The organism is Streptomyces sp. SudanB52_2052 (assembly GCF_964272415.1).
Classification (GTDB): Bacteria; Actinomycetota; Actinomycetes; order Streptomycetales; family Streptomycetaceae; genus Streptomyces; species Streptomyces olindensis.
The window spans coordinates 5,348,678-5,362,452 of the sequence record NZ_OZ186796.1 but is presented as its reverse complement, the minus strand read 5'-3'; the positions used below and the strand labels follow the sequence as shown (position 1 = coordinate 5,362,452).

Genomic DNA, 13,775 nt, shown 5'->3' with positions numbered 1-13,775 from the left:
ACCTCTCTCAATCGTCAACATCACAATCCAACAAAGAGCATCAACCGAACTGTTCAATCACTGAACACAGAGGCGTAGATTCCGCGAGGTATCAGTTCACGCACCTAAGCGAGGGCTAGTGCATACCCCCACATATCTGGCAGCCGAGCTGCGACTCCCCACGAACTGGCTCGACTACACCATCCTCGGCATCTACTTCGTCGTCGTCCTCGGCATCGGCTTCGCCGCCCGGCGCTCGGTGAAGACCAGCCTCGACTTCTTCCTCTCCGGCCGTTCCCTGCCCGCCTGGGTCACCGGTCTCGCGTTCATCGCCGCCAACCTGGGCGCCACCGAGATCCTGGGCATGGCCGCCAACAGCGCGCAGTACGGCGTCTACACCACCCACTGGTACTGGATCGGCGCCATCCCCGCCATGGTCTTCCTCGGCCTGGTGATGATGCCCTTCTACTACGGCTCCAAGGTGCGCTCGGTCCCCGAGTTCCTGCTGCTGCGCTTCGACAAGGCGGCGCACCTGCTCAGCTCGGTCCTCTTCGCCTTCGCCGCGATCCTCATCGCCGGTGTCAACCTCTACGCCCTCGCCATCGTCGTCGAGGCGTTGCTGGGCTGGCCGGAGTGGGTGGCGATCGTGGTCGCCGGCTTCTTCGTGCTCGCGTACATCACGCTCGGCGGCCTGTCCTCGGCGATCTACAACGAGGTCCTGCAGTTCTTCGTGATCCTCGCCGCGCTCATCCCCATCACCGTGCTCGGCCTGAAGTCGGTCGGCGGCTGGGACGGGCTGTCCGACAAGCTCACCGCGCAGCACGGCGGCGACTTCATGACCTCCTGGGGCGGCACCGGCATCGGCAGCGACAACCCGCTGGGCGCGAACTGGCTGACCATCGTCCTGGGCCTCGGCTTCGTGCTCTCCTTCGGCTACTGGACGACGAACTTCGCCGAGGTGCAGCGCGCCCTGTCCGCGAAGAACCTCTCGGCGGCCCAGCGCACCCCGCTGATCGCCGCGTTCCCGAAGATCTTCATCGTGTTCCTGGTGATGATCCCGGGCCTGGTCGCCGCGGCCCTGGTGCCGAGGATCGGCACGGCCGGCTCCGACCTGCAGTACAACGACGCGATCCCCTACCTGATGGAGCAGCTCCTGCCCAACGGTGTGCTCGGCATCGCCGTGACGGGTCTGCTGGCGGCGTTCATGGCGGGCATGGCGGCCAACGTGTCGTCGTTCAACACCGTGTTCACGACGGACATCTGGGCGAAGTACGTCGTGAAGGACCGCGAGGACGAGTACTACGTGCGCTTCGGCCGCCTGATCACCGCGATCGGCGTGCTCGCCTCCATCGGCACGGCGTTCCTGGCGTCGTCCTTCTCCAACATCATGAGCTACCTCCAGACCCTGTTCTCCTTCTTCAACGTGCCGATGTTCGTGGTCTTCATCATCGGCATGTTCTGGAAGCGGGCGTCCATGAAGTCGGGCTTCTGGGGGCTGATCGCGGGTACCACCGCCGCGATGGTCAACTACTTCGTCATCTACAAGGAGGGCATCATCGACATCCCCTCCGACCAGGGGGCGAACTTCGTCTCGGCGATCGCGGGGTTCGTCGCGGGCGCGGTGGTCATGGTGGCCGTGTCGCTGTTCACCGCGCCGAAGCCGGTGGAGGAGTTGCAGGGACTCGTCTACGGCACGACCTCGCCCGGCATGGCGGAGCCGCCGGCGCCGGGGGACGAGGCGTGGTACCGCAAGCCGGCGCTGCTGGGCTGGGGCGCGGTCGTCCTGGCCGCGGCCTGCTACATCCCGTTCTCGTTCTGACGCGTGGAGGTTGACGGAACATGTCCGAGTTCTACTCCGAGAAGGACGTGCAGCGGGAAGTCACCGAACTGCAGGGCAAGTCGGCGACCGCTGCGCGGTTGTTCGACATCCGGCGGATCATCGGTGGGCTGTTCGTGGTGTACGGCGTCATCGTCACGATCGCGGGGTTCACGGCGTCCGACGCCGACATCGACAAGGCGGAGGGCGTGAACATCAACCTGTGGACCGGGTTGGGGATGCTCGCGCTGGGGTTGTTCTTCCTGGTGTGGCTGAAGCTGCGGCCGGTGGCTCCGCCGCCGCCGGGACTTGAGCCGGAGGGGGACGAGCGGGTGGAGTAACCCGGCGTCGTGCGGTGCTCGGCGTGGGTGCCGGGGCCGGGTGGGTGCGCGACTCGGCGCGACGAGGTGCCTCCCCCAAGCTCTCGGCTTCGCTCGAGCAGGGGGGACCCCCACCGCCCACCCGTGCCGCCCCAGCGGCACGACTGCCCGCGGCTGAGCCAGAGCGCGCCCGCAGCCGCCGGACGACGCAAGGGGACGTGTCGGGGGGGTGTCCGCCCGCAGCGGTTGGCGCGTCAACGCCAGTGAGTCGGTGTCTCACCCCATCGCGCCGTTCCGAGGACGGACACCCGCCGTCAGACGGCTCACGGCTCTCGCGACACCGGCCCCGCCCGGTCCAGCAACCCCGTCCGGGCCGCCAGGGCCGCTGCCTCCAGGCGGGAGCCGACGCCGAGTTTCATCAGGACCCGTTGGACATGCGTGCGGGCCGTCGACGGGGCGATGCCCATGCCCGCCGCGATCAGGCGGGTGTCCTCGCCGTCCGCGACGCGGACCAGGACCTCCACCTCCCGGGGCGTGAGCATGGACAGCAACCGCTGCCCCTCGTCGTCGGGTTGGGCCGCCGGGTTCAGCAACTCGCTGAACGCCCCTTGCAGCAGTTGCGGCGCCACCGCCGCCTCCCCCGCCCGCGCCTTCATGATCGCCCGCTCGACACCCTCTATGCGCTCGTCATGCCGGACGTATCCGGACGCCCCCGCCGCGAACGCCGCCGCGATGCCCCGCGGGCTCGGCACCGGGCCCAGCACCAGCACCGCCACCTGCGGCCGCTCCCGCTTGATCCTCACCACCGGGTCGAAGATCCCCGGCTCCGCCGGCGTGGCCGTCCCCAGCAGGCACACCTCCGGCGCCCGTGTGATCACCAGCTCCGCCGCCCCCGCCGCCGGCGCCGCCGCGGCCAGCACCCGGTGCCCCCGCAGCTTCAGCGCCGAGGCCAGCGCCTCCGCCAGCAGTCGGTGGTCGTCGACCACCATGAGCCGCACTCCCATCGAGCAACCCCCCAGTCACCCCGGTCCCCCCAGATGGAAGCCCCCCGGCTCCCCCGCCTTCATGCCCCCGGAAGCTACACGCTTGTTCGACGTTGCGCTCCCCCTACCCGCGAGAATCGCCCCGGATCGCCGAAATTCCTCTCATTCGAGGTTGACTGAGCCAAACGCGAACGGCCCCGCCCCTGAACAGGGACGGGGCCGCTCCGGCCACCGGTCGATCAAGAACCGGTCACCGGATGATCAGCTCGTACCGAAGCCGACCGCGAGGTACTCCTTGTCCCGGCCTGCGGACCGGTTGCTCGCGTACACCTTGGACATGTACAGCTGCCCGTCGCCGTACAGGAACTCGGAGTACTCCGGCGACATGCTGGTCTCCACGTCCCGCACCTGGTCCGAGGCGGGGTTCTCCAGCAGCTTCGTCTGCTTGAAGCTGCCCCCGTCGATGCTGACGATCTGTCCGCCCTTGTCGTACGGCGGCCGCTTGTACGCGATCAGGTTGCCGCCGTCCATCCGCAGCGGCGAGATCGTGTAGCCGTCCCCGGCGTCGGCGCGCTGCCCGGTCTGCTTGCCGGTGGTGAGGTCGAAGGCGACGATCTCGTTGGTCCGGCTGTACTCGCCGGTGCCGTCGTGCTCCTCGGTCGGCAGGTACAGCCGGTCGTTGCCGACGGCCAGCAGGTTGCAGTACTCGATGCGGGTGATGCCCTCGCAGCGCGCCGCGAACTGCTCGCCCGGGGCGGAGATGCGCGTGCGCAGCTTGCCGGTCTTGTTGTCGATGGAGAAGAAGTCGGAGATGCCGCTGCCGTCGCCCGCGGAGTCACCGACGTCGGCGGCCACGACCAGCGGGTTGGTCGACACGATGCTCGCGTACTCGATGCCCTCGGCCATCTTGTACTCCGAGATCACCTTCCCGGACTTCGGGTCGATGGTCTGGATGTGCAGCTGGCGCTGGTCGTACGTGCCGCACTTGCGCACCGCGACGAGCTTCTCGCCGCCGCCGTACCCGGCGTCGTAGCAGGTGTCGGTCGGCTTCGGGCTCCACAGGAGCTTGCCGGAGACGTCGAAGGCGGCGCCGCCGCTGGTGCTGCCGACGGCGACCGTCTTTCCGCTGACCGTGACGTTGTCGAAGTTGATCAGATCGTCACCGGTCTTGACCGTCTTGGTCCACAGCTTCTTGCCGGCGTCGAGGTCGATCACCGCGAGCTGGCTGCACCCGTGCGACGGGTCCGCCTTGGTCGGCATCGCGGGCTGGTAGAGGATCGCCGTCTTGCCGTCGTCGGTGACATGGCGACTGGCCTGGCAGACCGGGCCGGGCAGCGGGATCTTCCACAGTTGGCCGCCCTTGTCGCGGTCGTAGCCGACGATCTGGGCGATGCCGCTCTTGACGTACGCCTTGTCGGTGAGCCACGAGCCGGAGACGACGACCGTGCTGTCGTTCTTCACCTCGGGCGCCGGGACCTGGAACAGGACGCGGGCGCTGGGGTCGGCCGGTGCCTTCTCCTTGCCGGAGGTGGTGCCGCCCTTGTTGTCACCCGAGCCGCCGGTACCGCCGCTGGAGCCGGCCGTGTCGTCCTTCTTGCCGTCGTCCTTGCCGGAGTTGGCGTACCAGACACCGCCGCCGATGATCAGGGCGATCGCCACGACCGCGGCGACGATGATGGCCAGCTGCGCGTTGAACTTGCCCCCGCCGCCGGGCTGTCCGGCCTGCGGCTGGAGCGGCATCGTCTGCTGCGGATAGCTGTAGCCGGGCTGCTGCCCATAACCGGGCTGCTGCGCATAGCCGGGCTGCTGCCCGTACCCGGGCTGCCCGTATCCCGGCTGGCCGTAGGGCGCCTGCGGCGGCTGTCCGTACTGCGGGTAGCCGTAGCCCGGCTGGGGCTGGGGCGGCGCGGGCGACTGCGGGGCAGCCGGCGGAGGCGTCTGCGGGGGCTGGCCGGGGGGCGGCCCGAAGCCGCCCGGCTGCGGGGGCTGTTGGGGCGGCGGAGGCGGCGGCTGGGTCATGACGTGAGTACCTCGGGGAAGGGGACGGGCGGCGCGAGCGGAAGCGATTCCGAAAGAGCGGGCGGAGAAGGAGAAGAAGGAGCAGGCAGCGGCGGCGTCACTTGCCGTAGGCGAGCATCAACTTCTCCTTGGTGTCGTCGTTTCCGCTCAGCCGGGTGGTCGAGATGTAGAAGCGCCCGTCGACCCAGTCGATGTCCTTGGAGAAGAAGCTGTCCTCGATGTCCGCGGCACCCTGCGGGTTCTGCAGCAGCGTGACCGGCTTGTGGCTGCTGCCTCCGGTCGGGATGGACACGATCCGGCCGCCCGCGTCGTACGACGGCTGCACGTAGGCGATGAGCTTTCCGCCCTCGGCCTTCATGGGCAGCATCGACTCGTCGGCCGGGGACTTCACGCGCCACTTCTCCTTGCCGTTGGCGAGGTCGACCGCGACGATCTCGTTGGCGCCGGTGGTCGCCTCGGTCGGCAGGTAGAGCGTGGTGTCGTCGACGGCGACGCCCTGGCAGCCCGTGAGGTCGCGCTCGAGGATGGCCCAGCCGCACTCGGGGGCGAAGTCCTCGTCGAAGGCGACCTGCGAGCGGAACTTGCCGCCGGAGGTGAAGGTGGAGATGTTCCAGGCCTTCTTGTCCTCGTTGGTGCTGTAGATGACCAGCGGGCTGACCGAGTAGGTGCGCGCGACCCGCCAGCCCTTGTCGAACGGCTGGGTCCACTTCACCTTGCCGGTGCGCGGGTCGAGCTCCTGCACCTCGTCGTGCTCCTTGTCGGTGCCCGCACCGCAGGAGGAGACGGCGATGAGCTTCTCGCCGCCGGCGAACGCGGCGGGGAAGCAGGCGCTGCCGTAGCGCTTCTTGTCGAAGAGCTTGTCGCCGTTGGTCACGTCGTACGCCGTGCCGGACTGGGAGCGGCCCACCATCAGCGTCTTGCCGGTGATGGACAGTTCGACGGAGAGCGTGGAGTCGAACAGGGCGCCGTCGGCGACCTTCTGGGTCCAGCCCTTCTCACCCGTGTCGAGGTCGATCTCCTGCAGCTGGTTGCACTTGGCGCGGTCGCTGCTGCCGCTCATGTACGCGACGACGATCTTGCCGTCGGACGTCTGCTGCGGGGTGGTCGCGCAGATCTTGTTGGGGAAGGTGATGGCGTCCCAGGACGGCTTGCCGTCACCGACGTCGTAGGCGAGGAGCTGTTTGTACGCCGCCTTCACCGCCGTCTTGCCGGTGATCCACATGCCGGGGGCCTCGGCGCCGGAGCCGGGCGCGTCGGGCGCCTCCTTGTACCAGAGGACCCTGGCCTCGCCGGCCTGGCGGCCCTCGTTGAGGTTCTCCGGGTCCTCGCCGCCGTCGCCGCTGCCGTCACCGGGGTTGGCCGGTGCGGAGGCGTCCGGCTTGGCGTCGTCGCTCTGCTGGGCGACCGGCTTCTTCTGCCCCTCGCCGGAGTCGCCGTCGGTGACCGCCCACACCGTGCCGCCGACCACGAGCAGCGCGGCGACGGCCGCGCCGATGACGAGGGCCGGCTTGCCCTTGAAGGGGTTGCGGGAGCCGCCCGGGGGCGGGGTACCGGGCGCGCCGGGGTACTGCGGCTGCGGCGGGTAGCCGTAGCCGGGCTGTCCGTACGGCCCGGGCTGCTGGGGCTGGCCGTAGGGGCCGGGGTTGTACGGTCCGGGCTGGCCGTACGGCCCGGGCTGCTGCGGGGGCTGCTGGGGGTAGCCGTACCCGGGCTGCGGCGGGCCCTGCGGGGGCGGGGCCTGGGGCGGGCCCTGGGGCGGTGGCGGGGTCTGCGGTGCTCCGAAACCTCCGCCCTGCGGCGGCTGGTCCTGCGGTGCTCCGAAACCACCGTGCGGTGGCTGATTGGGCGGCTGAGTCATCAGTCGCTTCCCCCGTTTCGATCACTGATTTTTAGCCACGCCCTGAGGTACGCGATGGGCTCAGAGTCGTTTCATAAAGTTCTCAGACGGCTCTTTCTATCACCCGGTACCGACAGCACACCGGGCCGTGTCATCCCCTGTTCCCAAGGGAGGACCGGCCCGTGATGCCGTTGTTATGCGCCTTCACGCACCCTTCACGCGTCCTCGGCGAGTTCCAGCCAGCGCAGCTCCAGCTCCTCGCGCTGGCCGGCCAACTCCCGCAGCTCTGCGTCCAGTTCGGCCACCTTCGCGAAGTCCGTGGCGTTCTCGGCGATTTGAGCGTGCAGCTTGGTCTCCCGGTCGGAGACCTTGTCGAGCTGCCGCTCGATCTTCTGCAGCTCCTTCTTGGCGGCGCGCTGGTCGGCGGCGCTCTTCTCCGGGGTGGCGGTCCGCGGTGCCGCGGCGGGGGCGGAGGCGGCCGCGGCCTCCTCCATGCGCTGACGCCGCTCCAGGTACTCGTCGATGCCGCGCGGCAGCATCCGCAGGGCGCCGTCGCCGAGCAGCGCGAACACCCGGTCGGTGGTGCGCTCGATGAAGAACCGGTCGTGGGAGATGACGATCATCGAGCCGGGCCAGCCGTCGAGGACGTCCTCCAGCTGCGTCAGGGTCTCGATGTCGAGGTCGTTGGTGGGCTCGTCGAGGAAGAGGACGTTGGGCTCGTCCATGAGCAGGCGCAGCAGCTGGAGCCTGCGGCGCTCACCGCCGGACAGGTCACCGACCGGCGTCCACTGCTTCTCCTTGGTGAAGCCGAACGTCTCGCACAGCTGCCCGGCGGTCATCTCGCGGCCCTTGCCGAGGTCGACGCGCTCGCGCACCTGCTGCACGGCCTCCAGCACGCGCGTGTTCGGGTCGAGTTCGGCGACCTCCTGGGAGAGGTAGGCCAGCTTCACCGTCTTGCCGACGCGGACGCGGCCGCCCGCGGGCTGTGCCTCGCCGTCGGTCCGGGCGGCCTCGGCCATGGCCCGCAGCAGGGACGTCTTGCCGGCGCCGTTGACGCCGACGAGGCCGATCCGGTCGCCGGGCCCGAGCTGCCAGGTGACGTGCTTGAGGAGGACCTTGGGGCCGGCCTGGACGGTGACGTCCTCCAGGTCGAACACGGTCTTGCCGAGCCGGGAGGACGCGAACCGCATCAGCTCGCTGCTGTCCCGGGGCGGGGGCACGTCCTTGATGAGCTCGTTGGCGGCCTCGACCCGGAAACGCGGCTTGGACGTACGGGCCGGCGCCCCGCGGCGCAGCCAGGCCAGCTCCTTGCGGACGAGGTTCTGCCGCTTGGCCTCCTCGGTCGCGGCGATGCGCTCGCGCTCGGCCCGGGCGAAGACGTAGTCGGAGTAGCCGCCCTCGTACTCGTAGACCGTGCCGCGCTGGACGTCCCACATGCGGGTGCAGACCTGGTCCAGGAACCAGCGGTCGTGGGTGACGCAGACCAGCGCCGAGCGGCGGTTCTGCAGGTGCCGGGCGAGCCAGGCGATGCCCTCGACGTCGAGGTGGTTGGTGGGCTCGTCCAGGACGAGCAGGTCCTGCTCCTCGATGAGCAGCTTGGCGAGCGCGATACGGCGGCGCTCACCGCCGGACAGCGGCCCGATGACCGTGTCGAGTCCCTTGGGGAAGCCCGGCAGGTCCAGGCCGCCGAACAGGCCGGTCAGGACGTCCCTGACCTTGGCGTCGCCCGCCCACTCGTGGTCGGCCATGTCGCCGATGACCTCGTGCCGCACGGTCGCCCCGGGGTCGAGGGAGTCGTGCTGGGTGAGCACGCCGAGGCGCAGGCCGCCGGAGTGGGTGACGCGCCCGGTGTCGGCGTCCTCCTGCTTGGCGAGCATCCGGATCAGCGTGGTCTTGCCGTCGCCGTTGCGGCCGACGACGCCGATGCGGTCCCCCTCGGAGACGCCGAGGGAGATGCCGTCGAGCAGGGCGCGGGTGCCGTACACCTTGCTGACGTTCTCGACATTGACCAGGTTGACGGCCATTTCGCTCCTGACGAGGGGGATGGATCGACCCTCCAGGGTAGTCGGGCGGCGGGGTGCTCCGGCCGGGGTGTTCAGGAGGGGGAGGCTGCTTCCCGGCGGCGCTGGTAGCGCCACACGTCCATCAGCCGCTCGTCGAACGGCAGCTCGGGGTCGACGGGGCCGATCCGGTGCTCGGCCTCCACACAGCGCGGATCGTCGCGGTGGGCGAGGCCGGACACGGCGCAGATGCGGATCGGCTGCCGTTCGTCGTGGGTGAGGGCGACCAGCGCGTCCCCCACTTCCGGCTCGCGGCCCCGGTGGTACCCGAGCCAGCGGCACGCCGCCTCGCGTACGGCGGGGTCCTCGTCGCGGGCCAGGGTGAGCACGGCGGTGAGGCTCTCGGGGCGGACCTGGGACGGGCCGTCCTCGGAGTGGCCCAGGGTGTCCGGCACCAGGGCACGCACCCTGGGGTCCGGGTGGGCGAGGTGTGACAGTCCGACGGCCTCGATCTCCGGGGCGCTGTCGTGGGTCATCGCCTGGAGGATCACCGCCAGCACCTCCGGGTCCTCCTCCTGCTCGGCCCAGGGCACGAGTTCCCTGCCCCGTTCCCAGAAGGGGGCGCGTCCCGTGGCGATGTCGCCGAGGATCAGCGACAGCAGCAGGTCGGCGGCGAGCAGGCGGTGCAGCCGGTCGGGGTGGTTGAGCAGGTCCCTGCTCCACTGCCAGGTCTCCTCGTCGACCCGGCGGCCGAGCGTGAACACCACGTCCGACCAGACGACGTGGTCCCGGTCGGGGTGGGCGAGGGCCCGCGCGACCAGGTCGTCGAAGGGGGTGCGGATGCCGTAGCGGGCCTCCATGGAGGTGAGGACCGCCCGGTGCTCGTCGCGCACGGTCAGCCCGCCGAGAGTGAGCTGCTCGCACCACCAGCCGACCTCGCCGTCCTCGACCCGGATCCGCTCGATCGGCCCGGTGAGGCCGGTGAGACGGCGCAGCTCCGCCTCCACACCGGCCTGCGTCCAGTGCCGGGCACGGGCCAGCAGCTCCTCGCGGACCGGCGCCGGGAGCGGTATCCGGTGCGAGGCGAGGGCGTAGGTCAGCAGGTGGGACCCGCCGTCCACGGCCCGCAGCAGCGGGGTGGTGCCGTCGGGCAGCCGGCGCAGGGGGTCGGCGCCGGCCTCCAGCAGCGCTTCGGCGACGGGTTCGTCGTACGCGGCGACGGCCAGGCACAGGACCGGCAGGCCGTCGGCGAGGGTCTCGGGGTCGGCGCCCGACTCCAGCAGGGCTCGGACCTCGTCCGGGTCTCCTCGTCGTACGGCCGCGACCAGGTCCGCCACGCCTGCTCCCCCACTCCGGAAAAGGGTGAGCCTAAGGGGACGGCGGCGGCCCGGGCACGTGATTAACGTCCGGCGACCGTCGCCCCGGGCGCCGGGCCCGAGGCCGTGCGCACCGTCCGGCAGGTCCCGGACGCCACCAGGGCCTGCGCCACCGCCGCCGCCGACTCGGGGTCGCGGACGAGGAACGCCGTGGTCGGGCCGGAGCCGGAGACCAGGGCGGCGAGGGCGCCCGCGGCCCGGCCGGTGGCCAAGGTGTCCGCGAGTTCCGGGAAGAGGGAGAGGGCGGCGGGCTCCAGGTCGTTGGAGACGGCCGCGGCGAGCGCGTCCGGGTCGCCCTTGGCGAGGGCCGCGAGGAGTTCCTGGGAGGCGACGGGCTCGGGGATGTCCGTGCCCTCGCCGAGCCGGTCGAACTCCCGGAACACGGCCGGGGTGGACAGGCCCCGCCCGGCCATGGCGAACACCCAGTGGAAGGTGCCGCCGACCTCCAGGGGCGTCAGCCGCTCGCCGCGCCCGATGCCGAGGGCGGCACCGCCGACCAGGCTGAACGGCACGTCGCTGCCCAGTTCGGCGCAGATCTCCAGGAGTTCCTCCCGGGAGGCGCCGGTCTCCCACAGCGCGTCGCAGGCCACCAGGGCGCCGGCGCCGTCCGCGCTGCCGCCCGCCATGCCGCCGGCGACGGGGATGTCCTTGGCGATGTGGACGTGGACGTCGGGGCTGCGGCCGTACCGCTCGGCCAGCGCGATCGCCGCGCGCGCCGCCAGGTTCGTGCGGTCCAGGGGGACCTGGTCGGCGTCGGGGCCCTCGCAGGTGACGCGGAGCGCGTCGGAGGGGGTGACGGTGATCTCGTCGTAGAGGCCGACCGCGAGGAAGACGTTGGCCAGGTCGTGGAAGCCGTCGGGGCGGGCGGCGCCGACCGCCAGCTGGACGTTGACCTTGGCGGGGACGCGGACCGTGACGCTCACGCGGGCTCCTTCTCCTGGTGCTGGTTCGCCTTGTGCTCGGCGATACGCGCGAACTCTTCCACGGTCAGCGACTCGCCCCGGGCCTGCGGCGAGACCCCGGCGGCGACGAGGGCCTCCTCGGCGGCCGCGGCGGATCCGGCCCAGCCGGCGAGCGCGGCCCGCAGCGTCTTGCGGCGCTGGGCGAAGGCGGCGTCGACGACGGCGAAGACCTCGGCCTTGGTGGCCGTCGTCTTGATCGGCTCGGTCCGGCGGACCAGGGAGACCAGGCCGCTGTCCACGTTCGGCGCCGGCCAGAACACGTTCCGTCCGATGGCGCCGGCGCGCTTGACCTCGGCGTACCAGTTGGCCTTGACCGAGGGGACGCCGTAGACCTTCGAGCCGGGCGCGGCGGCGAGCCGGTCGGCGACCTCCGACTGGACCATGACGAGCGTGCGGTCGATGGTCGGGAAGGTGTCGAGCATGTGCAGCAGGACCGGGACGGCCACGTTGTAGGGGAGGTTGGCGACCAGCGCGGTCGGGGCGGGGCCCGGCAGCTCGGTGACGTGCATCGCGTCGGAGTGGACCAGCGCGAACCGGTCGGCGCGCTCGGGCATGCGGGCCGTGATGGTCGCGGGCAGCGCGGCGGCGAGCACGTCGTCGATCTCCACGGCCGTGACCCGGTCGGCGACCTCCAGCAGCGCCAGGGTGAGGGACCCGAGCCCCGGGCCGACCTCGACGACGACGTCGTCGGGGTGGACCTGTGCGGTGCGGACGATCCGGCGGACCGTGTTCGCGTCGATCACGAAGTTCTGTCCGCGCTGCTTGGTGGGGCGTACGCCGAGGGCTGCCGCGAGTTCTCGGATGTCGGCGGGGCCGAGGAGGGCGTCGGGGGTGGGGCTGGTCACGGGACAAGGGTACGGGGGGTTTCGTTCCCGCCCGCCCGTGCCACCGGCCTAGCGGTGCAGCCGGCCGACCGTGCCACCGACCTACCCGCGCAGCCGCCCCCCGCAGTGCGGCCAAGGGCTGGCGCCCCGCCGCACGTAGAGCTTCTTCGCCCGGTACGTCTGTTCCGCCGCCGGGGCGTCCTGGGGGCGGCCCCGGCCGCCCAGGGCCTGCCAGGTGTGGGTGTCGAACTGGTAGAGGCCGCCGTACGTGCCCGACGGGTCGACCGCGTCGGGGCGGCCGCCGGACTCGCAGGCCGCGAGGCCCTGCCAGTCGAGGTGGTCGGCGCCCTGCACGGACTCGGGGCGCGGCTTGGTGCCGACCTTCACCACCTGCGGGCGGGGCTCGCGCACCACCTCGGACCTGACCCGGCGCGGCTTCTGCTTGACGCCGTTGACCGTGCGCAGGGAGTAGGTGACCCGGCGCAGCCCCGGCTCACCCGCACGCTCCACGACCTCCGTGCCCTTGAACAGGGTCGGGTCCTCCGTGCGCCGCACCTGGAAGGGGATCACCTCCTCGCGGACCTCCTTGCCTCCGGTGATGCGCAGCACCGTGACGGTCTGCCCGTCGCGCGGGAAGCTCCCCTGCGGGACGGACGTGGTGTCCTGGCCGCGCAGGGTGATCCCGGCCTCCTCCACGGCCTCCCGCACGGTCGCCGCGTTGGTGCGGACGGTCCGGGCCCGGCCGTCCGCCATGATCGTGACCGTGCGCTCGGTCCGTACGTCCAGGGCGAGTCCCTCGCGCCCGATGCGCCGGGAGCGTGAGGTGGAGACGTACGCGCCCTCCTGCCGCACTCCCAGCTGCCGCAGCGCCCCCTCCACCGTGTGCGCCGTCGTCCACACCTCGCGCCGGTGACCGTCGAGGGTGAGCCGCACCGGGCGGGCGTAGTGCACGGCCACCTCGTCCCCGCTGGTGATCTCCGTGCCGGGGCCGGGGGCCACCACGTCGTGGGCGCCGATCTCGACGCCCTCCTCCGCGAGCAGCTCGGTGACGTCGTCGGCGAAGGTGTGCAGCGTGCGTGCCTTGCCGTCGACGTTCAGCTCGATCGCCTTGTCCTTGGCGACGAACGCCGTGGTGCCGCCCGCCAGGAAGGCGACGACCAGGGCCTGCGGGAGCAGCCGCCGCATGGAACCGTCCGGGCGCTTGGAACCGTCCGGGCGCTCGGCGTACCGCGTCTTGCGCCGGCGCGCGGACCTGCGGTGCGAGCCGGTGCGCGACGCGGCGCGTGCTCCGGCCCGCGCCCCGGTCGTACCCGACTCGGGCAGCGGCTCGTCGCCGGGAGTGCCCTGCCGGGGGAGTTCGGGCAGGGTCGGCACCTCGTAGGCGGGCCGGTACGTGTCCCCGTAGGCCTCTGGTGTCCCGGGAGCCCCTGGTTTCCCGGAAGCCCCCGGCGTCCCGTACCCGAGCATCTCGGCGCTGTGCAGATCGGCGGGCGGTGCGTCGAAACCGCCGTACACGGGGTCCGTGCAGGCCGGGCCGGCGTGGGCCGGGCCGTACATCTCGTACGTCTCGTACTGCGAGTTGCTCACGCCGACACGCTCCAGGGGCCGGAGGGGGTCCAGAGGGGTCCGGATCGGGCCCCCAGAACCTAGCGGAGCGGC

Annotated in this window: 10 protein-coding genes; 2 read left to right on the top strand and 8 right to left on the bottom strand. The window is 71.4% G+C overall.

Going from position 1 to position 13,775, the window contains the following annotated elements; all coding sequences use genetic code 11:
• The first annotated feature begins 118 nt into the window (after window positions 1-118).
• Both ACSUPV_RS24010 and ACSUPV_RS24005 read left to right on the top strand, forming a co-directional pair.
• The gene (locus ACSUPV_RS24010; RefSeq protein ID WP_031117909.1) at window positions 119-1,798 is read left to right on the top strand and encodes a sodium:solute symporter family protein; all 1,680 of its coding nucleotides are present in this window, start codon (window positions 119-121) and stop codon (window positions 1,796-1,798) included.
• 20 nt (window positions 1,799-1,818) lie between these two features.
• A complete protein-coding gene (locus ACSUPV_RS24005) occupies window positions 1,819-2,136 on the top strand; it encodes a hypothetical protein (protein ID WP_031117908.1) in 318 nt (105 codons plus the stop codon).
• 302 nt (window positions 2,137-2,438) lie between these two features.
• On the opposite strand, the gene ACSUPV_RS24000 is transcribed toward ACSUPV_RS24005, so the two are convergent.
• The 8 genes from ACSUPV_RS24000 to ACSUPV_RS23965 form a co-directional block, all read right to left on the bottom strand.
• Window positions 2,439-3,119 carry a helix-turn-helix transcriptional regulator gene (locus tag ACSUPV_RS24000; protein WP_078650658.1) on the bottom strand — a complete coding sequence of 227 codons (681 nt, stop codon included), beginning with the start codon at window positions 3,117-3,119 and terminating at the stop codon, window positions 2,439-2,441.
• 240 nt (window positions 3,120-3,359) lie between these two features.
• A complete protein-coding gene (locus ACSUPV_RS23995; RefSeq protein ID WP_436948527.1) occupies window positions 3,360-5,117 on the bottom strand; it encodes an outer membrane protein assembly factor BamB family protein in 1,758 nt (585 codons plus the stop codon).
• Window positions 5,118-5,214: 97 nt separating this feature from the next.
• Window positions 5,215-6,975 (bottom strand): outer membrane protein assembly factor BamB family protein, encoded by a 1,761-nt coding sequence (locus tag ACSUPV_RS23990; protein WP_037758707.1) that lies wholly within the window; start codon window positions 6,973-6,975, stop codon window positions 5,215-5,217.
• 194 nt (window positions 6,976-7,169) lie between these two features.
• Window positions 7,170-8,978, bottom strand: a complete 1,809-nt coding sequence (locus ACSUPV_RS23985) for an ABC-F family ATP-binding cassette domain-containing protein (RefSeq protein WP_031117904.1) — start codon at window positions 8,976-8,978, stop codon at window positions 7,170-7,172.
• A 71-nt stretch (window positions 8,979-9,049) separates the two neighbouring features.
• Window positions 9,050-10,291 (bottom strand): HEAT repeat domain-containing protein, encoded by a 1,242-nt coding sequence (locus ACSUPV_RS23980; protein ID WP_436948526.1) that lies wholly within the window; start codon window positions 10,289-10,291, stop codon window positions 9,050-9,052.
• Window positions 10,292-10,353: 62 nt separating this feature from the next.
• Window positions 10,354-11,253, bottom strand: coding sequence for a 4-(cytidine 5'-diphospho)-2-C-methyl-D-erythritol kinase (locus ACSUPV_RS23975; RefSeq protein WP_037758705.1), 900 nt, complete (start codon window positions 11,251-11,253; stop codon window positions 10,354-10,356).
• Complete coding sequence (rsmA, locus tag ACSUPV_RS23970) at window positions 11,250-12,137, bottom strand: 16S rRNA (adenine(1518)-N(6)/adenine(1519)-N(6))-dimethyltransferase RsmA (RefSeq protein ID WP_031117901.1); 888 nt, start codon at window positions 12,135-12,137, stop codon at window positions 11,250-11,252. Before rsmA ends, ACSUPV_RS23975 begins: the two co-directional genes overlap by 4 nt.
• Window positions 12,138-12,218: 81 nt before the next feature.
• The gene (locus tag ACSUPV_RS23965) at window positions 12,219-13,703 is read right to left on the bottom strand and encodes a ubiquitin-like domain-containing protein (protein ID WP_436948525.1); all 1,485 of its coding nucleotides are present in this window, start codon (window positions 13,701-13,703) and stop codon (window positions 12,219-12,221) included.
• Window positions 13,704-13,775 lie beyond the last annotated feature (72 nt).

Bases quoted from the DNA above. Each gene is read 5' to 3' on its own strand.
- ACSUPV_RS24005 (WP_031117908.1), top strand. From the start codon at position 1,819: ATGTCCGAGTTCTACTCCGAGAAGGACGTGCAGCGGGAAGTCACCGAA.
- ACSUPV_RS24000 (WP_078650658.1), bottom strand. From the start codon at position 3,119: ATGGGAGTGCGGCTCATGGTGGTCGACGACCACCGACTGCTGGCGGAG.
- ACSUPV_RS23995 (WP_436948527.1), bottom strand. From the start codon at position 5,117: ATGACCCAGCCGCCGCCTCCGCCGCCCCAACAGCCCCCGCAGCCGGGC.
- ACSUPV_RS23990 (WP_037758707.1), bottom strand. From the start codon at position 6,975: ATGACTCAGCCGCCCAATCAGCCACCGCACGGTGGTTTCGGAGCACCG.
- ACSUPV_RS23985 (WP_031117904.1), bottom strand. From the start codon at position 8,978: ATGGCCGTCAACCTGGTCAATGTCGAGAACGTCAGCAAGGTGTACGGC.